The following is a 17,635-nucleotide window of genomic DNA, read 5'->3' on the forward strand; positions in this document are numbered from 1 at the left end:
ATCAGCCTTCGGGATCGCCGCTGAACAGCTCCATCGGCGAAGCCTTCGCCAGGTCTGTGACGCGTTGCTTTGCAGCCTTCTCGATCAGCTTCGGCAGCTCGCCGACGGTGGTCTTGTTGGGAATGCTCAGATCGACGGTGATCGAAGCGAATGTGCCGATCGGCTCCTGGCCGGTCTTGGTGTCGTACTGGATCGTTGCCCAGACATGGGTGTGATCATCGGTTTCGCCCGGCCCGAAACTCACTTCCTGCAGCGTGGCTGATGTCTTGGTCATCGGTTTCGATCCTCTCGTGCTTCGCAAGCGGGTGTCTTCGGCCTTCGCCACGGCAAAGTCGAGCAATCAAAGGTTAGGCGGCATTGGCTCTCACCTATCCCCTCGACCTGCGCAGCTCCGGCCTGGTGCTGCGGCGGGTGACGTTCTCGCTGGCGCGCTCGGTCGCCACCGCCAAGCTGCCGACCGGCCTGCAGGTCATAGAGACCGGCACGCCGGTCTGGCGCGCCGGCATCGAGGTTCGGCCCGAACGCGAATATGGCCGCCGCCGCGCCGTTGCTTTCGTGGAAGCGCTGATGGGTGCGGGCACGGCGCTGATTTATACGCCGGCGCAATGCTGGCCGGCGGCCCATCCCGGCGGCCAGATCGTATCCGGCACCTTCGCCGACACGCTGACTGTGGCGAGCCTGACTGCGACGACGATCGTCGCCGGCGCGCCTAACGCCAATCTCCGGCTGCGCGTCGGCGATCTCATCGGCCTGGAGCAAGCCAACCGATACGGCCTGTTCCGGGTCATGGCGGATGCGCAGCCGCAAGGCCTGTCGCTGACGCTCTCGGTGCTGCCGCGCATCCCGTCCTTTTTCACCGGTGGCGCGACGCTGCGGCTGCATCAGCCGGTCTGCGAGATGATCCTCGATCCGTCGGATGAACCGGATACGGGCGACGGTTTGACCATGGCGCCGGTTACCTTCCGCATGCTGCAGAAGGTCGCTTGATATGGCCCGCGTTATCGACGCCGGCACGCTGGCGCAGCTGCAGGCCGGCCGCATCGCGCGTGCCGACATGTTGCTTTTCGATTTCCCGGCGCCGACCGGTCAGCGCGCCTATTTCAGCGGCCAGGGTGTGCTGACCTGGTCGGGCATCGACTTCGTCGGCGCCGGCAACCTTTTCCACATCTCGGCGATCGGCGGCGTCTCGGACGGCACGGCGGTTGGCCTCGCCATCCGCCTCAACGGCGATGCCCGCGCCGGGCTCGATGCCTCCACGCTGGCCTCGATCGAGAGCGTGCAATATCGCGGCGCGCCCTGCCTGGTCTATCGCGCCTATCTGCACCCCGACACCTATGCCCTGCTCTCGGTCGAGGGTGTGTTTCGCGGACGGGTCGACACGATCTCGCACAACGTTACCGAGGGCGGTGAGGTCTACATGGAGGCCGCCGTCGAGAGCATGGCGATCGACCTCGGCCGCTCCGGCTATCGCATGCGCACCGATATCGACCAGCGCCTGATCGACCCGTCGGACGGCTCGCTGCGGCATGTGCAGGTCACGGCCACGCAAGAGGTCAAGTGGTCGAAATTCCCGGCCGCGACCAAGCAGAAAAAGAAGTTCCTCGGGCTCTTCTAGGATCAGATGATGCGGATCGATGGATGGGACGATGCCCTGCTCGGCGTGATCGAGCGGCATCGGGCGGCGGCCTATGCGCCGGGCAAGCATGACTGTTTCATGCTGGCGATGGATGCAGCGGAAGCCCTGACCGGAGCGCGCCCCTATGCCGTGCGCTATGCCAGCGATGCCGCCGCGCTCAAGGTCCTGCGCAAGCGCGGCTTTGCCAGCCTGCGCGAGGCTATCGCCGCGGTGTACCCCGAACGTCCGGCCGGGCACTGGCAGCGCGGCGACATTGCCGTGCTCGCCGCGCCAACCGCGTCCGGCGACACGCTCGGGCTGGTCTATGGCCCCGTCCTGCTGGTGCGGCAGGGCAACGAGCTGAAGCAGCTGCCGCTCTCCTCGGCGCTTGCCGTCTTCGCTGTCGGCTAAGGGCTGAATCGTGCCGTTCATCACTGGATTGATCAGCGCCATCGGCACGGCCGTGACGGCGGTGTCGGGCTTTGCCGCGGGACTGGGCATCGTCGGCAAGGCGCTGCTCTCGGTTGGCCTGTCGCTCGGCCTCTCGGCCCTGTCCTCGGCGCTGGGCTCGAACAAGAGCGCGGCGGCCAAGCCCGGCGAAGTCTCGGCGACGCTGCAGATCGGCGGCGATATTCCGCGTCAGGTCGCCTTCGGGCAATGCGCGGTCAAGGGTCAGCTCGTCTTCATCGCCACCGCCGGCGTCTCGAATGAGCGGCTCTGCCAGGTCTTCGTGCTCTCCGACGGCTGGTGCGCCTCGCTCGACGGCATCTGGGTCGGCGACAAGGCGCTGCCGCTGACGCCGACGGCGCCCGACAATGGCGCGGTCGCCAAGTTCACGGTCGACCATTTCGGCGACACCGGCTTCGGCGACAAGCGCATGACGCTGTGGTTCTATGACGGCCGCCCTGGGCAGGCGGCGCCCGGCCGGCCGCAGGTTTTCGCGCCCGATCGCTGGGGGCCGAGCGATCGCCTTGCCGGCATGACGCATGTCGTGGTCGAGCTGATCAACAACAACGACACCTTCGATGCCATCCCCGATCTGCTCTTCGTGATCAGCGGCTATCGCTGCCACGATCCGCGCAAGGACCCGGCCTTCGGCGGGGCGGGCTCGCATAGCCTGTCCAATCCCGCGACCTGGGAATCCACGCAGAATCCGGCCCTGATGGTGCTGGCCTATCTGCGCGGCATCCAGTCCGAGGGTCAGACCCTGATGGGGCTCGATCTCGCCGATTACGACGTGCTCAGCGACACCTTCATGCAGGCGGCCAATATCGCCGACGAGGGCGTGCCGCTCGATGCCGGCGGCTATGAGCCCCGCTATCGCGCCAGCGCCGTCATCACCGCGCAGGACAGCGACCATCGCAGCGCGCTCGCGCCCCTGGTGCAGGCGCTCGCCGGCTACCTGATCGAGCGCAACGGTTCCTTCGGGCTGCTGGCCGGGGCAGCGCAGTTGCCGGTGGTGACGCTGACCGATGCCGATATCGACTGGACGCGCGGCGTCAAATGGCAGGGCTCGCGCTCGCGCACCGAGCGCACCAATGAGGTCCACGGCCAGTTCGTTGACCCCGCCGCGCAGGGGCAGGCCAACAGCTATCCGCCGATCACCTCGCCGGTCTTCTCGGCCGAGGATGGCGAGCGCCTGGCGGTGCAGCTCGATTTCGGGGCGATTACCTCTATCACGCAGGCGCAGCGTGCCGCCCGCATCCGCATGCGTGAGACGCGCCGGCAGGCCAGCGCCAGCATCACCTGCGGATTTCACCTGCTCTGGTTGGAAGCCGGCGACTGGCTGCGCTGGCAGAGCGCGACCTTCGGCTTCGACAAGCTCTATCGCGTCGTCTCGCGGCAGCTCAATCCTGACGACACGCCGTCGCTCTCGCTGCAGGAGGTCGGCAACGAGATCTACTCCTGGTCGGCCGCCGACGAGCAGCCCTATCTGCCGCCGGCAGGCGCGCCGACCGGGCCGCCTCTGCCTTCGACCGTGATGAATTTCACGGTGCAGCCGGATGTGATTTCCAGCGGCGACGGTTCGACCCGGCCGATCCTGCGCATGCGCTGGGACCCGATTGCCGATGCACGCGTCATCGCCGTGATCATCGAATACCGCCCGGTGGGACGCGTCGCCGCAACCCGGGTGCGCGATGACAGTCCGGGCGACGGCGAGTTCATCCTCGACCAGCCGCCAACCGGGCTCGACTATGAGTTCCGCGCCACGATCGCGACCGTCCCGGCCCGGCCGGTGACATGGACGCCGTGGATCTCGCTGACCGCCTTAAAGGATGCGCGCTTCCTGGTCGACGTGCCCGATCTGATGGCGCGCTTCCGGGCGCAGTTCGACTGGCAGCCGGTGCTGATGCCGGATCTGACCACGCTGGTCTGGAATACGGTGCAGGAGGCATCAAACGCCGATCTCAAGGCCTCCGCCTCGATCCGCCGGGTCGAGGAGGTCAGCGTCACGCAGGACGAGGCCCGCGCCACGCTGGCGACGCAGATCGACGCCAAATTCGACGCGACGCAGGCGACGATCACCGATCTGCAGACCGTGGTCGCGACCAATACGAGCGCGATTGCGACGATGTCGACGCAGCTCGTCGCGACCATGGAAGGCCTCGACGCGACCAAGGCGACGGTGCTGACGCAAGGATCGGCGATCGCCACCGCGACGGGCGCGATTGCAACCCTGTCGACGCAGATCAGCGTGACCGCTGCAGGGCTCGATACGCTGTCGGGCACGGTGACGACGCAAGGCTTTGCGATCATCGATCTTGAAGCCGGCAAGGCAAGCGTCGGCTATGCCACTGAGATCGAGGCCAAGGTCAATGCCGTCTCCGCCAACGGCCAATTCGACATGGTCGCGACCGTTGGTCCCGGTGGCCCCTCAAGCCGAATCCGCATGCGGGCCTCGACGACGTCGGGCGGCACGATGACCGATGCCGGTTTCATGATCGACGTGATCGGCGGCGTTAGCCGGATCTCGATGATCGCGAGCCAGTTCGTCTTCGTCGACAATGCCGGCGGCAATGCCTTCGCGCCGCTGATCTACGCCGCCGGCGATTGGGTGTTCGATTCCCGCATCATCATGCGGTCGGGCACGAGCGGTCGCCGCACGGTTCTGACCAATCAGCGCATGGAGGTCTATGACGCGGCCGGAACCCTGCGCGTTCGCATCGGGATCTGGTGATGCCAGCCGGCGCGCAAGTCTACTTCCCGGGCGGGGTCGATCTCCTCTTTGAGGTCACCGACCGGCTGACCCGGTTTCTCGGCATCCTCTACGTGCCGGCGGGGACATCGGGCAGCGTCGTCAACGATGGCTTCCTGACTGGCGCCGGGGTCTGCGCCTGCCTGCGCACCAATGCCGCCGGCGCGAACTTCATGAACAACACCATGGTTCCACCGGCGATCGGCTTCAGCGGCAACACCATGACCTATGGCGCTTCTCCCGGTGATCACCTGCTGTTCTACGGGGTGCATTGATGTCGGCCGGGCTGCAGATCATCAACGACGCGGGTACGGTCCAGATCGACGAGACCTACAAGAATCTATGCTTTCGCGAGCGGCGGGCGATCAGTCTCAGCCATAGCGCCGGTAATGCCTATCATGACATCGTCATCACCGGACGGACCGTGCTGGTGGCGATGCAGAGCCAGTATTACGCGCCGTTCCTGCTCTCGACGCAGTTTGACGGCACGAACTGGACCTATCGCTGGGGCTTTACCTTTCTTGGCGCCGGCTATCCCAGCAGCGGCACAGCCTATCTCTGGATATTCGACGATGCGCCGCCAAACCCCGACAGCTTCGGCTTCGAGGTTTATGACGCCGCCGGCGAACTCATCTTCCAGTCGAATGCGAAGGTTCTGAAAATTTCAGGCGTGCGGGGTAACGCGTCCGGCTTCGCGGGCGCTGCCGGCCGAGTGCTTGTGCCGCTGATCCTCGAAGCCTCGATCTACCCCGTTCTCGTCCCGGTTAGCGGCCAGTACATCAACCACAGCCTGGCGCTGCTCTCGGCCGCCAACGCGATCTCTCCTGTCCAGATCCCGATGAGCAACGGTTTCGTCGGCTATCGCAGCGACGGCGTATTCGCCGCCGTGGACGTCACCGGCTACGCGTGAGGACTACATGGCAACCGGCTATTACATCCTGAGCGGCGTCAGCGTCGTGGCGGGCGACACGGTCTTGACCGCGACGCATCTGGCGGCGCCGGACGGCGCGGCCGAGCCCATCAACTTCGCCCAGCTGATCGGCGGCGAAGGCGCAGAAGGCACGCCGGCAGGCTTTATCCTGATCGGCCCGGCCGGACAGACGGCTATCGCCCGCCACACCGTCGACAATCACACCGTCGCGCTCGGCGCGCCCTGGGTCGGCCCCGATATCGCGGTCGGCGCCTGCCTGCTGGTGCTCGGGATCAACGCCCTGCCGATCGGCCGTCTCGCTACGCTGATCACGCAGCTCTCGGTCTCGCGGCCTATGCTGGCGGCAAACCGCCTGATCGAGTTCGCCGGCGATCCTGAGGCGCAAGCGGCAGTGCGCGCCAACCTCGCGATCAGCGCCGCCAACACGCCCTTCACGCCCGCCGGCGGGATCTCTGCCCTCACGGTGCAAGCTGCCCTGGTCGAACTCGACGGAGAGAAGGCCAGCGCCACCGCCGTGGCCGATCAGGTTGCTATCGTCTCCGGCCAGGTCGCTGCCGTCGCCGGCCAGGTCGATACGATCGCCGGCCAGGTGGCGGCGCTTGCCGACGATGTTGACGCCGTCGCCGGTGTCGCTAACGGCGCGGCATCGGGGCTGGCCGCGCTCGGCACTGCAACGGCGGATGCCCTCGCCAAGCGCCTGCGCGTCGACGCTGTTCAGAGCTTCAGCACGCCAGAAAAGTTGCAAGGCCGGCAAAACCTCGGCGTAGGGGGCGCTGTCGATGACTTTGTTGTCGCGACCACCTTAGCGGCCGCGCGGTCGGCGCTTGGCGTGCGGGCCGCCGTTATCGGCGAAAAGATCGCCGGGCAATTCACGTCCCTTCCCGCGCTGTCTGTGTGGGCGAACGGGCAGAACCTTTCGCGCACGACTTATGCCCTGCTATTCGCGGCGACTACTGTGGCCTGCAACACCTACACGACGAACGCGAGTGCGGCCGCGCAGATTGCCCTTGCGTCCACGCAGCTCGCGGAAGCTATCGCGGTAGGGATGCCCATAGAGGGGGCGGGCATTCAGGCCGGAACGACTGTCGCGGCCATCGTTTTCGTTTCGGGCACGACCTATAACGTCACGCTTTCGCTGACCGCCAACGCTACGCAATCAGGCGGCGCAGGGCGTGTCTTCCCGAATGGGAATGGCAACGGTTCAACCACATTTGGCGTGGCAGATTATCGCGACCGCGCTTCTGTCGGGCGAGGCAACATGGGCGGCACAGCAGCCAGCCGGTTGACGGGCGCAATATCCGGTATCGATTCGTCTCGGCTCGGCGTCGGGGGCGGCAATCAAAATCCCGCACCCCAGACTCAGATTGGTCGGTTTGGCACCCCCAATCCCGCTGGCGTCACGTGGCTCGACTTCGTCCCCGGCGACACCTCGACATACGCGGTCAGCGCGGACGCCGCGACAAATGGGACCGGCACCACCGCAAACGTTCAGCCTTCGATCATCGAAAACGTCGCGATCTACGCAGGGGTGTGACCATGACAATCCAAATCAGCAAGCAGATCGCCGACGCTCTGGGCTTCGATATCGAAGCGGCCGTCGCTGAATTCCAGCAGGCACTTCGCGACCATGCCGAAAGCGAGGGTCAACCCGCTCCTGCAGCCCATCCTCTCGTTGAGCAGATTGTTGCGGCGGGTGGCGCATTCGAGATCGTCGAGGCGCCGGAGGTGCCTCTGCCGGCCCTGACGCGGCTGTCAAAGGCGACGCTCTGGCGGCGCTGCTCCGATGCGGAAGCGGAGGCGCTCGATCTGGCGCTAGCCGCAGCGCCGGTTCGCCTGCGCCGCATCTTTGAGGGTGCAGGCTACCTCGATCACTCCGACGAGAATTTCCCCGATCTTCGTGCCGGCATCGTCGCAGCACTCGGCGAGATCCGCGCCGACGAGGTACTTGCACCGGAATCGTGACGCACGCCGCGCCGCTTCCGCCCGATCACGCGCCGCCTTCGGGCGGCTTTTTCATGCCCGGAGCATCACAATGGACAAACGCGAGGCGCAGGCCGCGCTGCTTTCGCTCGGCTACGACATGGGCGAGACCGGGCCGAAGAAAGATGGTGTCGACGGTGACTGGGGCAAGACCAGCAAGACGGTCTGCGCGATCTTCCAGCGTGGGCGCGGGCTGGCCGCCATGGGCGAACTGACGCCCGCCACGATCAAGGCGCTGCTGGCGGCCGTGGCGGCGAAGAATGATGGGGCGGGTCAGCCTGGCGCTGGGGCGCAGCTCCCTTCTGACTGGCTGCCTCCCGCGCGCATTTCTCGTGTGATCGTGCACTGGACCGCTGGCAACCATCGAGCCTCACAACTCGACCGCAGCCACTATCATATTCTGATCGAGTACGACGCGAAGCTGATCAGAGGTATACCCTCGATCGCGATGAATGACGCGGGCGGGGTAAGCCCTGGCTACGCGGCGCACACGCTCAACTGCAATACCGGCTCGATCGGCGTTTCGCTCTGCTGCATGGCGGGCGCGATCGAGAGCCCATTCAACCCGGGCAAAGCGCCTATGACCCGCGAGCAATGGGCGGCGCTACCTCCCGTGATCGCCGCTCTCTGTCGCCGCTACGATATCCCGGTCACGCCGCGCACCGTTCTGTCACATGCCGAGGTGCAGGGCACGCTGGGGATCAAGCAGCGGCAGAAGTGGGACGTCTCAAGGTTGGCGTTCGATCCTATTGTCATTGGCGCTGCCGCCTGTGGGAGCCTCATGCGGGCTGCCGTCTCGCGGCTGCTTTGAGGAACCACCAGATTTCCGCATAGCTTTTCGCCGTTTAGCGGTCTTCAACTCGAGCAGCTTCTTTAGCTTGTCTCGCAGCTCCTTAAGTCGCGGGCTTGTGTTCATCTGGGCATCCCTTCCAATAGCCGCAATGCCATCATCGCTACGAAGGCAATCAGACCTAGTTGAAAAGATAGACCAGCCAATACTGTGAACAACGGCTGACGCGCTTTGGCGCTTCTGTCCCAGAATTGCTCGGTCTGTTTCAACTTGAAACGCCTTCTTGGGTTCAGCCTACAGCTCTTCAAGAAGCGCGCCGAAACCCCGCAGCGGCCGGGCCTGCCGCAATCTTTGCGCTTTCTGCAAACAACTCGGAGCACCACTATGAAAAACGTCCTCGCGGCGCTTGCTGTCGCTTGCGCCTTGGCCGCCTCCGCCTGCGTCCCGAAGGATGGCGGCGGCCCACTCGGCTCGACCAGCGCCGGATATCATCAGATTGCCGTCGGCGTCGGGACGGTGATCGGAAAGACGAAGGCTGATGAGAAGGTCGCCAAGGCCTCCGAACAGCTGACGAAATACTGCGGCGCGCTGCAGGCCGTTGCGCTCGGGGCCACGCTCTTCGCGCCCGAGAAGCAGCGCAATATCGCGGCGATGGCTGCAGCGGCCGTCAACACGGTCTGCGCCAATCCGCCGGCCGATGTCGCCGCAGCGCTGACGATCGTCGCCGATTCCTACGCTGCGGTCCTCGAGGCCCGCGACGGCGTCTGATCGCCTTCATCAGCAACATCACCATGGAGATAAGCATGTTCAGCAGCGTTCAGTTCTGGAGCTTCGTGCGCCAGATCCTCCTGACCCTCGGAGGCAGCCTTGTGACGAAAGGCTACATCGATGGTGGCACGCTTGAGGCGGTTGTGGGGGCGATCGTCACGCTCGCGACTGCCGGCTATGGCCTCTGGGTGCGCCGCAAGGCCGGGCTCGTCGCAGCGGTCGACGCGATGCCGGACAAGACGGTGATCTCGATGCCGTCTGCCGATCCGATCGTATCGGCGAGGTAAGCACGTCGATGGCCGATCTGCCTCCGCCTGACTTCCTGCATCAGCTCGTCGGTGTGAAGGTCGTGAATGTGGTCTCCGGCGTCGCCGGCGGGCTCGTGCGCGGCCTGATCGCCAAGGGCTTCTCCTGGCCGCAACGCCTCAGCTCCGCCATGGTTGGTGGGCTCACTGCCGGCTATGCAACGCCGGCCGCCATGCCCATCATTCGGAAATGGCTCGATCTCTGGTCCTATCCGACCGGCGACATCGAGGGTTCGGTCGGCTTCGCTCTGGGGCTCGTCGGCATGACGATCTGCGATGCGCTGATCCGCTGGGCGCGGCGCTGGCGCGACGGAGCGCCCCCTTTCACGCCGCCCCGATCGGGCGCCTCGTCGCCCTGACCCCATTGCCGGGCTGAGCCCAGCTCAACCGGCGATCGACTGGCCGCCGCAAGCGGCCTCCTCCCTAAACTTGGCTCGGCTCCGCTTCACTGCGGGCCGGGCCTTTTTTCGCTTGGGTTGACTTAATTGGCTTCTCCGGATGACGCTATTTGTTCCCCTGTCCGCGGTCTCTACGCAGAATGGGTCATTGGCCCACGGGAGCTTGCGCGTGTGGCCTCACGGAGGTTGTCGATGGCATTGCAGCCAGGTGCAAATTACCCCGGCGGCTCTAAGGAGCGTGTGCGCCGTGCTGGCGATGCAGTTCGTGCCGGCACGCCGACCGATGAGGATTTGGCTGTGATCGACCTCTGGCGTTCATCCCATCGCCCGGTTCTAAATACCTTTCAATCCATTCTGCGGAATCGAACACGTGGAAAGAAAATTCTAGTTGCCCAGAGGCACAAGCGTAGAGCGACGATTTTCGATAAGCTGACGCGATTCCCTAAAATGCAGCTATCTCGCATGGATGATATCGCGGGCTGCAGATTGATATTTGAGAGCGTCCAAGATCTAACCGCTTTCCGCCATGATTTTCACAAGGCTAACTTTAATCATCGACGACGGAATGCGGACGATAAGTATAATTATATCTTACATCCAAACCCAGAGACAGGATATCGTGGAATACACGATGTTTACGAATACGATGTCAGGAGTCAATACGCGGATATGTACCGCGGACTATTGATCGAAATTCAGTATAGGACCCGCATTCAGCACGCATGGGCTACATGCGTTGAGCTGATCGGGTTCATCACGGAAAATCAGCCGAAATTTAAAAAAGGCGATAAGCGGTTCCAGCACATACTACTGCTGTCTTCTGAAATATTGGCTCGCTGTTTCGAATCGTCTAAATCATCGCTTCCCGATATTGCTGACGCGGACTTGATTAAGGAATTCGTTGCTCTTGATAACGAAATTGGCTTCATAAATTTATTGAGGGGACTGAATGCAACTAGCGCTGAAGTGTCAAAGAATAAGAATATGATCCTTATTTTTTCGACTGATGGCTCGCTTGACGTCCACTCGTATCGCGATGCTCCAGACGCTCTGAGGGCGCTTTTCAAATTGGAGCAGGAATCTTCCGGCAAGGATATTGTGCTAGTTCGCGCTGATACGGCGGATGAGGTAAGGGTTGCTTTTAAGAATTACTTTTCGGACGCGCACGAATTTCTCGAACTGATCGATCGAGGGTGCGAAAAACTTGCCGGTATAAAATTCGGCATTACTCGAGGTCCCCGGCGACCTAAAGTTCCGTTCCGGGGAGCGCGGTAGCTATTAGGCTCCGACTCGGCAGATGTCTGTCTTCGCCCGCAAGAGTCCTTCACTTCCGCTGTCGGATCTCGCTAAGCCGCTGGATCTCTGAGCGCAGGAACGCAACCGCCGCCTCGCCGCGCACGCCCTTGATTCCACGGTCCTCGCGATCGGTCGTCCCTGCTACGCCATCCAGAAAGACATTGCGCTTCGCCAGCGGCATCGCCAGCAGGAAGGCGACCTCGCACTCGTGCCGCCACTCTTCGGAATGGGTCGAGATCATCTCGCCGGTGAATTCGGACCGGACGAGCGGGTGGTTTGCGAAGTCGCGGGCGGGCACAGGGAATCTCCTTGCCGCCTGTCTAGGCCGTCAACGCGAGTACAGTCACGATCGTGGTGATCGATCCGGCAACGCATGCGGTCCATATCCACCAGAAAATCTTCATGGCAGCACCTAGGCTTCGGCGTCGGGCTCATCGCAGCGGCTGATGATCTTTCCTGTCGAAACGATTTCGAACTCGCAGCCGTCGATGTATTTGACGGGTGAACCGTCTTCGAGCGTGTAACTTGTGACGTCGAGGCCCCGGAACATCTGCCAGACGATGACGCAATAAATGTTGCCGTCGCTGTCTTCGCAACGCTCCCGGTAGAGTTCTCTTTTGCGACCGCGTACCGGGCGAGACGCCGGTTGAACGTGTTCGACGCGTTCTGCTCTCATGGGACACCTACGCCACCAAACTCTCCATTCTCAACCGTCCGTCATCGCGTCGGTTCCGAGGCTGGAACGAATCTTATGCATCCTAGTTGGCGACTCGGTTGTGTGGAGTTTCGTTGGTGTGCGCGCGTAGAGTTCTTCGGTCCGGCCCTGTTGCCGAGATCGCCAGAAGCCCACTTCCGAAGCGACGCGATGCTCGCCAGCGCGCACTTGCGCTCGATCCCATGCCGGACCGTGTCGAGCCTTGCCTGGCGCTGCTGGCATCCAAGCCACCGACCGGTGACGACTGGGCCTATGAGGTGAAATGGGACGGCTATCGGCTTGCTGTTCATGTCGAGCCCGGGCGGAGGGTCCGGATTTTGACGAGGGGTGGTTTTGACTGGACGCTTCGGTTCCCGACGATCGCTCATGATATCCGCGAACTGGGCGTCGACAGTGCCATCGTCGACGGCGAGGCCGTGGTCCTCGACGAACGTGGCGCTTCTGATTTCAGTGCGCTGCAGCAGGCCCTCGGCGGGCGCGGCGGCAAGCGCTCTGCCGCAGGCGCTCTGCTATATGCCTTCGATCTGCTGTACCTCGATGGCCGCGATCTCCGGGCGCTTCCCCTGTCCGAACGGCGGCGCATGCTGATCGACTTGATCGGCAAACAGCACAGCTCCATCCGCCTCAGCGAGGAGGTCGATGCCGACGGCGCCCCGTTCCTGAAGCTCGCCTGCGAGATGGGCCTCGAGGGGATCATCGCCAAGCGGCTCGACGCGCCCTATCGCTCTGGCCGGGGCGGCGAATGGCTCAAGATCAAATGCATCCAGTCCGAGACCTTCCTGATTGTCGGCTGGGAGGCCTCGGCGGGGGCGCTGGGCGGGATCGGACGTCTCCTGCTGGCCGCGCGGCGAGGCAAGGATCTGGTCTATGTCGGCGGCGTCGGGACGGGCTTTACCGTGAAGACGGCGACGGAGCTGCGCCGGCGGCTGATGAGCATAATGATCGAGAAACCTGCGGTCACTGGCGCCGCCAAGAAGGGCAGGCGCTGGGTCGAGCCGACCATCAAAGCCGAGATCGCCTTTCGCGCCTGGACGAACGATGGAAAGCTGCGCCATGCGTCATTCAAGGGCGTTCGAGATGATGCCGACGCCGGCGAGATCTATCAGCTCGAAGGTTAGGCCTGCGCTGCTCGATTATTCGGCGCAACGCGGCCGATCACGGCCAGATGTCGGTCCGTTGGTGATTTCTCGATCCGATCGTGTTCGATGTCGGTTTCGATTTCAGGCAGGGCGCGCGCGAGTGCTACAGCGGCAGATCCATTTGCGGTAGCTCGTTGGCGCATTCAAGCAATCGTGCCGCGTAGCGTCGAGCCTGGCGGGCATCGACGACATACGATGTCATGTCCTCGGGCGTTCCCGCGTCTGGTGTTCCGGTCAGTTGAAAAAGCACGATCTCGTTAATCAGATCGGGGCCGGCGCGGAAGTCCGTCACGACAATCGGCTGCTTGATGAATTCCGCTTCGACATTTTCTCCGGTGCCTGCAGCACGGGCGCGGCGATACGATTCCGCCAACATGAGCTGTACGGCCTGCTTGACCATGTCGAGCGTGGCCAGGTCGAAGATGAGCTTGCGGTGGCGGCCATCTTCCAGCTCGAGAACGAGCACACTCTTGAGGCCGTCATCAGTCTCGCCACCCGCAACGACTCTCTTGATATTTAGAATGCCGGACATCGTTTCGCTCCTCTGACTTCTGCTCCGGAAGATGCGGTGGGAAAGGCCGACTGCCAATGATCAGAGCGCGCGGATCTGTTCCTCGAACTCCTCCGGAATGGCGCCGTGCCGAGCGAGCACCTCAAGCGCGCTGACCTCGCCAGTCTCGTCGTCCGCCGTGACATGAATGACCGCGACGCCTTCGGCAGTGCGCCCCAGCCGCTCGCCATCGCTCAGCGCGTGGTGCTTCGTTCTAGCCGGCACGCGCTGGCCCGGCACCAGCCGCTTGCGATGGGTCTTGAAGGGCTGGAGGAAGAACGTCTCGACGTTCGCCATGGCTTGACTCCGGAACCAGTTTGTTCTGATTTCGTTCTCATAGCCGAGGGCGCGGACCATGTCATCACCAGCACCAAAAATTGACGACGAACTCGACGATATCGAGTGCGAGATCGCAGAGTTGATCGCCGAACACGGCAGCGAGCGCGCCGCGATGCGGGCGTTGCTCCATGATTGGAACGCGCTGCTGGCGGACGCTGATCAAGCGGTCTCGCGCGGTTACCTGAGGGGCAAGTTCTCCGAAGGCGCGCGGCGACCGGTGGTCGACGATGAGCCGTGACAGAGGCTCGTCTTCCCAGTCCTCACACCTCGCTGCGCGAGTTCCCTTATGTCGTCGTTCGCTTCCGCTGCCATGTTTGCGAGCGCGGCGGTGATGCGCGCCTGGCGGTTCTGGCCGCGAAATACGGCTCCGATGCGCTTGTCGGCCGCCTCCTGCGCGTCTTCGTGGCCGGCTGTCCGTGGGACCCACAGAACCCCGCGCGCAAGCCTCAGAAATATGGCATGCGCTGCGGCGGCTATTGCCCGGACGTGCTTGCGCCGCGCCCGCCGGACTTGCCGCCCAGCATGACCGGCTTCAGCTTGATCCAGGGCGGCAAGGCAGACATGCTGCCGGCCGAGCCGGCGCCGATCGAGCGCCGCCGCAGGGTAGGCGACGTGGATGTGTAATCTCTACAGCATGACAAAGGGTCAGCAGGCCATCCGCGACCTGGCGCGCGCCATGCGTGGCCCCGGACATGAGACGAACTTCCCGCCATTCCCCGGCATCTTCCCGGACTATCCGGCGCCGATCGTGCGCAACGCCTCGGACGGCGTGCGTGAGCTCGCCATGGTGCGCTGGGGCATGCCTTCGTCGAAGCAGGCGATCTACCAAGCGGCGACGAAGCGGGCTGACAAACTGCGGGCCAAGGGCAAGGAAGTCGACTTCACCGAGCTGCTGCGCATGGAGCCGGACGGCGGAACCACCAATGTCCGCAACACCTCGAGCGCACACTGGAAGCCTTGGCTCGGCGTCGCGAACCGCTGCGTCGTGCCACTGACCAGCTTCAGCGAATTCGATCATGGGGCGAAGCAGGACGTGTGGTTTGCCCTGAGCCCGGATCGGCCGCTCGCCTTCTTCGCCGGCATCTGGACGGCCGGCTGGACCGGCGTCCGCAAGATCAAGACCGGGGTCGAGACGGCCGACCTGTTTGCCTTCCTGACGACCGAGCCGAACCGCGAGGTCGGCGCAATCCATCCCAAGGCTATGCCGGTGATCCTGACCGAGCCGGAGGAGATCGAGACTTGGATGACGGCGCCGTGGGAGCAGGCAAGGGCCCTGCAGCGCCCGCTGCCGGATGGCGCGCTGGTCGAGGTTGCGCGCGGCGTGAAGAAGGATGGGCAGACGGCTTAGCCGAAATCGTCCAATAACCAGCGCCGAGGTTCATTCATTCCTTCAGTAGCGCCTGCTTGTTCGCCATTTGCTGTTCCTCTGACTTTCTAAGCCACCACGGTATCACCAGGTATGATCCCAACAGAACGATCGCGGCGGCAGCAATAATAGAAAACAACATTGCCAACTCCGCTGGTCCGACAAATTCGATCTCATTTCCATATCGACGCAGCCAGTTAGAGACTGCATTGATTGAGAGCGTAGCCGCGGCTCCAAAACTCAGAGCTGCCAGCCTTAGTTGGGTTCTTTTTAGCCTTATTCTTTTATCTTCTGCTGGATTCTTTGAATCAATTTCGGTTAAAGCAGGTCTATCCTCACCACTTTTGTCGAGGAGATCTATTATGGCCGATTTAGCCACTTGATCCAAAAAATTATTGTCGATCACATCGGAAAGAACAACAGCTCTCGCATCATCAAATGATATCAATCTATCGTTATCAATTTGAGCTCGATAAGCTTTAGCTCTTCTGATTGTCCGAAATTGAACGTGGGACATCACCTCTCGCTCAACCGCAACTCTTTTAATCACCGACGATATGAGTTCATTACTTGTAGAACGCACTCGTTCATCTTGGGCTCCGATTGTTCTTTTGTAACTCAGCCAATACGTCCAAAAAGATACTACAATGCCAATGACAATCGAAGCCGTAGTCTGCCCATCGAATGAAGGCACGTAACTCCAAATCCCAGAAACCATGCGCAACTTCCCCCTCCGCCGAAGCATTAGCGTGCGCGAAGGGCTTGGCAAGACCGCGTATGAAATACCGAAATTTGGAATTCTGGGGTTTCGCTTGTCACCGGGCTCTGAGCGCTTGACCCGCGCCACTTCATGCACTCCGACCAGAGCGCCGCCCAACCCGGCCACCGAACGCGTGGATTGCACGGGTGTGCCTGCCCATCAACCGCCTCGCAATGAGATGGCGGTAATGCCCTTCCCTTTGTGCAAAGCCAGTGCTAGCCGCTGACATAGAAAGTGTGGGGGTTTCATGTCTACGCAAACGCCTAAGGTGTTCATTTCGTACTGTTGGAGCTCGCCCCAGCATGAAGAATGGGTTCTACATTTTGCAAAGGAACTTATGGGGCACGGAATTGATATCGTAATCGACAAATGGGATCTGAAGCCCGGCCATGATGCCAACGCCTTCATGGAAAAAATGTCGACCGATAATTCGGTCACCAAAATTATTCTCGTATGTGACCGTCAGTACACCGAGAAATCGAACCGAAGGAGCGGCGGAGCCGGCACGGAAGCTCAAATAATAACGCCGCAAATATATCAAAAGACTGAGCAAGACAAAATAGTAGCGACCTTTATTTCTATTGCTGCCCATAGACCGACAGAAGATATGGCTTTGAGCGTTCATAGATTCTTCGAAAGTATTTACAATTATTTCTTTAGTCCCGACAACGTCACATCATATCGCGATGATGACTGCGATAATTATAAATTCATTATCCATGAGTTGTTCCTGTATTTCATCGCGGCCCTAATCAAATATGAACGCTTTGCAACGATCGATTTCTTTTTGAGCACTGAATTCTATCTAGGGAATTCACGATCAAGAAGAGGAAAGATCATGGCCTCCTATCCGATTTTTCGGGATTATCTAAAATCTTTCGAGCTGCGCGCTAAGCGGCTGCGCCGCATATCGCCGCGTGCGGATCTGCTAAAGGAACGCTGCAATTCGGTTGGAATCGATTTTAAACATCTTATGGCGGCAGACTTAATTCTATACATCAGAAACGCTACAGATGAACTGTATCATAATCATTGGTGGCCGGAGACGCTACTATATTCAACGATCGATGAACGCGTCATCGAGATGTTTGCTCGCGCAAAATCCGTAGCTTATTTTACAAAAATGATAGGAATGCTCAACACGAGCAGCGTTGACACGTTCAAGGCAAAAATCGAGCAAATTAAAGCGCGTAGAGACAGCATCCCAAAATGGTCGTTCCATACCTTGGACCTTGACGAGCTAATTGGCACGTCGGAATTGGGCACGGTTCGCTGAACGCGGGGCGATTGTCGTTACGGGCTTCCCTACCGCCTACCACGCATTGTGAGCTACGACGGTGCTGAACCGGACCCGTTCTTTTCCGCTCGGGGGAGCAATATGACTCGCTCTCCCGCTCCTGCACGGCCTCGGCGGCGAAGCGCTGCAGCCGGTTCAAATCGTACAACAGAACGTGCAACATTTCGCGCAACATGAACGCGAAAAGATC

24 protein-coding genes are annotated in these 17,635 nt (G+C 61.7%); 18 read left to right on the forward strand and 6 right to left on the reverse strand.

All coding sequences use genetic code 11. The features are described from left to right. Window position 1 precedes the first annotated feature (1 nt). On the reverse strand, window positions 2-274 hold the full coding sequence (locus C4S73_RS17380) for a hypothetical protein (RefSeq protein ID WP_103873769.1): 273 nt from the start codon (window positions 272-274) through the stop codon (window positions 2-4). A gap of 83 nt (window positions 275-357) precedes the next feature. Between C4S73_RS17380 and C4S73_RS17385 the strand changes: the two genes are divergently transcribed. From C4S73_RS17385 to C4S73_RS17445, 13 genes are all read left to right on the forward strand, one after another. Continuing rightward, window positions 358-987: a hypothetical protein gene (locus C4S73_RS17385; protein WP_103873770.1), complete on the forward strand. Its 630-nt coding sequence runs from the start codon at window positions 358-360 to the stop codon at window positions 985-987. A gap of 1 nt (window position 988) precedes the next feature. Next, window positions 989-1,615 carry a hypothetical protein gene (locus C4S73_RS17390; RefSeq protein ID WP_103873771.1) on the forward strand — a complete coding sequence of 209 codons (627 nt, stop codon included), beginning with the start codon at window positions 989-991 and terminating at the stop codon, window positions 1,613-1,615. 9 nt (window positions 1,616-1,624) lie between these two features. Beyond that, a complete protein-coding gene (locus C4S73_RS17395; protein ID WP_146071384.1) occupies window positions 1,625-2,026 on the forward strand; it encodes a DUF6950 family protein in 402 nt (133 codons plus the stop codon). A gap of 10 nt (window positions 2,027-2,036) precedes the next feature. Then, complete coding sequence (locus tag C4S73_RS17400; protein WP_146071385.1) at window positions 2,037-4,793, forward strand: phage tail protein; 2,757 nt, start codon at window positions 2,037-2,039, stop codon at window positions 4,791-4,793. After that, window positions 4,793-5,086 (forward strand): hypothetical protein, encoded by a 294-nt coding sequence (locus tag C4S73_RS17405; RefSeq protein WP_103873774.1) that lies wholly within the window; start codon window positions 4,793-4,795, stop codon window positions 5,084-5,086. The genes C4S73_RS17400 and C4S73_RS17405 overlap by 1 nt, the downstream gene beginning before the upstream one ends. Then, window positions 5,086-5,721 (forward strand): hypothetical protein, encoded by a 636-nt coding sequence (locus C4S73_RS17410; protein WP_103873775.1) that lies wholly within the window; start codon window positions 5,086-5,088, stop codon window positions 5,719-5,721. The genes C4S73_RS17405 and C4S73_RS17410 overlap by 1 nt, the downstream gene beginning before the upstream one ends. Window positions 5,722-5,728: 7 nt before the next feature. Beyond that, on the forward strand, window positions 5,729-7,276 hold the full coding sequence (locus tag C4S73_RS17415; protein ID WP_103873776.1) for a hypothetical protein: 1,548 nt from the start codon (window positions 5,729-5,731) through the stop codon (window positions 7,274-7,276). Window positions 7,277-7,278: 2 nt separating this feature from the next. Next, window positions 7,279-7,704: a hypothetical protein gene (locus tag C4S73_RS17420; protein ID WP_103873777.1), complete on the forward strand. Its 426-nt coding sequence runs from the start codon at window positions 7,279-7,281 to the stop codon at window positions 7,702-7,704. A 70-nt stretch (window positions 7,705-7,774) separates the two neighbouring features. Next, window positions 7,775-8,533, forward strand: a complete 759-nt coding sequence (locus C4S73_RS17425) for a peptidoglycan recognition protein family protein (protein ID WP_103873778.1) — start codon at window positions 7,775-7,777, stop codon at window positions 8,531-8,533. 363 nt (window positions 8,534-8,896) lie between these two features. Further along, window positions 8,897-9,280, forward strand: a complete 384-nt coding sequence (locus C4S73_RS17430) for a hypothetical protein (RefSeq protein WP_103873779.1) — start codon at window positions 8,897-8,899, stop codon at window positions 9,278-9,280. A 35-nt stretch (window positions 9,281-9,315) separates the two neighbouring features. After that, window positions 9,316-9,567, forward strand: coding sequence for a Pam3-gp28 family putative phage holin (locus C4S73_RS17435; protein WP_146071386.1), 252 nt, complete (start codon window positions 9,316-9,318; stop codon window positions 9,565-9,567). A gap of 8 nt (window positions 9,568-9,575) precedes the next feature. After that, the gene (locus C4S73_RS17440) at window positions 9,576-9,944 is read left to right on the forward strand and encodes a hypothetical protein (RefSeq protein WP_103873781.1); all 369 of its coding nucleotides are present in this window, start codon (window positions 9,576-9,578) and stop codon (window positions 9,942-9,944) included. Window positions 9,945-10,175: 231 nt separating this feature from the next. Beyond that, complete coding sequence (locus tag C4S73_RS17445; protein ID WP_103873782.1) at window positions 10,176-11,258, forward strand: RelA/SpoT domain-containing protein; 1,083 nt, start codon at window positions 10,176-10,178, stop codon at window positions 11,256-11,258. A gap of 49 nt (window positions 11,259-11,307) precedes the next feature. On the opposite strand, the gene C4S73_RS17450 is transcribed toward C4S73_RS17445, so the two are convergent. Beyond that, on the reverse strand, window positions 11,308-11,577 hold the full coding sequence (locus C4S73_RS17450) for a DUF7696 family protein (protein WP_103873783.1): 270 nt from the start codon (window positions 11,575-11,577) through the stop codon (window positions 11,308-11,310). 114 nt (window positions 11,578-11,691) lie between these two features. After that, window positions 11,692-11,955 (reverse strand): hypothetical protein, encoded by a 264-nt coding sequence (locus C4S73_RS27945; protein ID WP_146071387.1) that lies wholly within the window; start codon window positions 11,953-11,955, stop codon window positions 11,692-11,694. 221 nt (window positions 11,956-12,176) lie between these two features. Here C4S73_RS27945 and ligD point away from each other — a divergent pair, with 221 nt between their 5' ends. Next, window positions 12,177-13,112, forward strand: a complete 936-nt coding sequence (gene ligD / locus C4S73_RS17455) for a non-homologous end-joining DNA ligase (protein WP_103873784.1) — start codon at window positions 12,177-12,179, stop codon at window positions 13,110-13,112. Between the two features lie 124 nt (window positions 13,113-13,236). On the opposite strand, the gene C4S73_RS17460 is transcribed toward ligD, so the two are convergent. Together C4S73_RS17460 and C4S73_RS17465 are read right to left on the reverse strand one after the other, a co-directional pair. Next, the gene (locus C4S73_RS17460) at window positions 13,237-13,665 is read right to left on the reverse strand and encodes a hypothetical protein (protein WP_103873785.1); all 429 of its coding nucleotides are present in this window, start codon (window positions 13,663-13,665) and stop codon (window positions 13,237-13,239) included. Between the two features lie 60 nt (window positions 13,666-13,725). Beyond that, window positions 13,726-13,980, reverse strand: a complete 255-nt coding sequence (locus tag C4S73_RS17465; RefSeq protein ID WP_146071388.1) for a hypothetical protein — start codon at window positions 13,978-13,980, stop codon at window positions 13,726-13,728. 58 nt (window positions 13,981-14,038) lie between these two features. Here C4S73_RS17465 and C4S73_RS17470 point away from each other — a divergent pair, with 58 nt between their 5' ends. From C4S73_RS17470 to C4S73_RS17480, 3 genes are read left to right on the forward strand one after another with little or no spacing between them, the layout of a single operon-like run. Continuing rightward, window positions 14,039-14,260, forward strand: coding sequence for a hypothetical protein (locus C4S73_RS17470; protein ID WP_103873787.1), 222 nt, complete (start codon window positions 14,039-14,041; stop codon window positions 14,258-14,260). Further along, entirely contained in the window at window positions 14,257-14,646 is a 390-nt protein-coding gene (locus C4S73_RS17475; RefSeq protein ID WP_103873788.1) for a hypothetical protein, read from the forward strand. The genes C4S73_RS17470 and C4S73_RS17475 overlap by 4 nt, the downstream gene beginning before the upstream one ends. Further along, a complete protein-coding gene (locus C4S73_RS17480; protein ID WP_103873789.1) occupies window positions 14,639-15,370 on the forward strand; it encodes an SOS response-associated peptidase in 732 nt (243 codons plus the stop codon). Before C4S73_RS17475 ends, C4S73_RS17480 begins: the two co-directional genes overlap by 8 nt. Window positions 15,371-15,404: 34 nt before the next feature. Here C4S73_RS17480 and C4S73_RS27950 read toward each other — a convergent pair whose 3' ends face one another. Beyond that, window positions 15,405-16,106, reverse strand: a complete 702-nt coding sequence (locus C4S73_RS27950) for a hypothetical protein (RefSeq protein ID WP_146071389.1) — start codon at window positions 16,104-16,106, stop codon at window positions 15,405-15,407. Window positions 16,107-16,395: 289 nt separating this feature from the next. Between C4S73_RS27950 and C4S73_RS17485 the strand changes: the two genes are divergently transcribed. After that, on the forward strand, window positions 16,396-17,424 hold the full coding sequence (locus C4S73_RS17485; RefSeq protein ID WP_103873790.1) for an SEFIR domain-containing protein: 1,029 nt from the start codon (window positions 16,396-16,398) through the stop codon (window positions 17,422-17,424). The last annotated feature ends 211 nt before the right edge of the window (window positions 17,425-17,635 follow it).

The organism is Allobosea lathyri, assembly GCF_900108245.1.
Classification (GTDB): Bacteria; Pseudomonadota; Alphaproteobacteria; order Rhizobiales; family Beijerinckiaceae; genus Allobosea; species Allobosea lathyri.

What these genes read in the sequence shown, in the direction of transcription:
- C4S73_RS17480 (WP_103873789.1), top strand. Translation starts at nt 14,639, where the DNA reads ATGTGTAATCTCTACAGCATGACAAAGGGTCAGCAGGCCATCCGCGAC.
- C4S73_RS17430 (WP_103873779.1), top strand. Translation starts at nt 8,897, where the DNA reads ATGAAAAACGTCCTCGCGGCGCTTGCTGTCGCTTGCGCCTTGGCCGCC.
- C4S73_RS17435 (WP_146071386.1), top strand. Translation starts at nt 9,316, where the DNA reads ATGTTCAGCAGCGTTCAGTTCTGGAGCTTCGTGCGCCAGATCCTCCTG.
- C4S73_RS17465 (WP_146071388.1), bottom strand. Translation starts at nt 13,980, where the DNA reads ATGGCGAACGTCGAGACGTTCTTCCTCCAGCCCTTCAAGACCCATCGC.
- C4S73_RS17405 (WP_103873774.1), top strand. Translation starts at nt 4,793, where the DNA reads ATGCCAGCCGGCGCGCAAGTCTACTTCCCGGGCGGGGTCGATCTCCTC.
- C4S73_RS17470 (WP_103873787.1), top strand. Translation starts at nt 14,039, where the DNA reads ATGTCATCACCAGCACCAAAAATTGACGACGAACTCGACGATATCGAG.
- C4S73_RS17380 (WP_103873769.1), bottom strand. Translation starts at nt 274, where the DNA reads ATGACCAAGACATCAGCCACGCTGCAGGAAGTGAGTTTCGGGCCGGGC.
- C4S73_RS17425 (WP_103873778.1), top strand. Translation starts at nt 7,775, where the DNA reads ATGGACAAACGCGAGGCGCAGGCCGCGCTGCTTTCGCTCGGCTACGAC.
- C4S73_RS17415 (WP_103873776.1), top strand. Translation starts at nt 5,729, where the DNA reads ATGGCAACCGGCTATTACATCCTGAGCGGCGTCAGCGTCGTGGCGGGC.
- C4S73_RS17460 (WP_103873785.1), bottom strand. Translation starts at nt 13,665, where the DNA reads ATGTCCGGCATTCTAAATATCAAGAGAGTCGTTGCGGGTGGCGAGACT.
- C4S73_RS17440 (WP_103873781.1), top strand. Translation starts at nt 9,576, where the DNA reads ATGGCCGATCTGCCTCCGCCTGACTTCCTGCATCAGCTCGTCGGTGTG.
- C4S73_RS17420 (WP_103873777.1), top strand. Translation starts at nt 7,279, where the DNA reads ATGACAATCCAAATCAGCAAGCAGATCGCCGACGCTCTGGGCTTCGAT.
- C4S73_RS27950 (WP_146071389.1), bottom strand. Translation starts at nt 16,106, where the DNA reads ATGGTTTCTGGGATTTGGAGTTACGTGCCTTCATTCGATGGGCAGACT.
- C4S73_RS27945 (WP_146071387.1), bottom strand. Translation starts at nt 11,955, where the DNA reads ATGAGAGCAGAACGCGTCGAACACGTTCAACCGGCGTCTCGCCCGGTA.
- C4S73_RS17485 (WP_103873790.1), top strand. Translation starts at nt 16,396, where the DNA reads ATGTCTACGCAAACGCCTAAGGTGTTCATTTCGTACTGTTGGAGCTCG.
- C4S73_RS17395 (WP_146071384.1), top strand. Translation starts at nt 1,625, where the DNA reads ATGCGGATCGATGGATGGGACGATGCCCTGCTCGGCGTGATCGAGCGG.
- ligD (WP_103873784.1), top strand. Translation starts at nt 12,177, where the DNA reads ATGCCGGACCGTGTCGAGCCTTGCCTGGCGCTGCTGGCATCCAAGCCA.
- C4S73_RS17410 (WP_103873775.1), top strand. Translation starts at nt 5,086, where the DNA reads ATGTCGGCCGGGCTGCAGATCATCAACGACGCGGGTACGGTCCAGATC.
- C4S73_RS17445 (WP_103873782.1), top strand. Translation starts at nt 10,176, where the DNA reads ATGGCATTGCAGCCAGGTGCAAATTACCCCGGCGGCTCTAAGGAGCGT.
- C4S73_RS17390 (WP_103873771.1), top strand. Translation starts at nt 989, where the DNA reads ATGGCCCGCGTTATCGACGCCGGCACGCTGGCGCAGCTGCAGGCCGGC.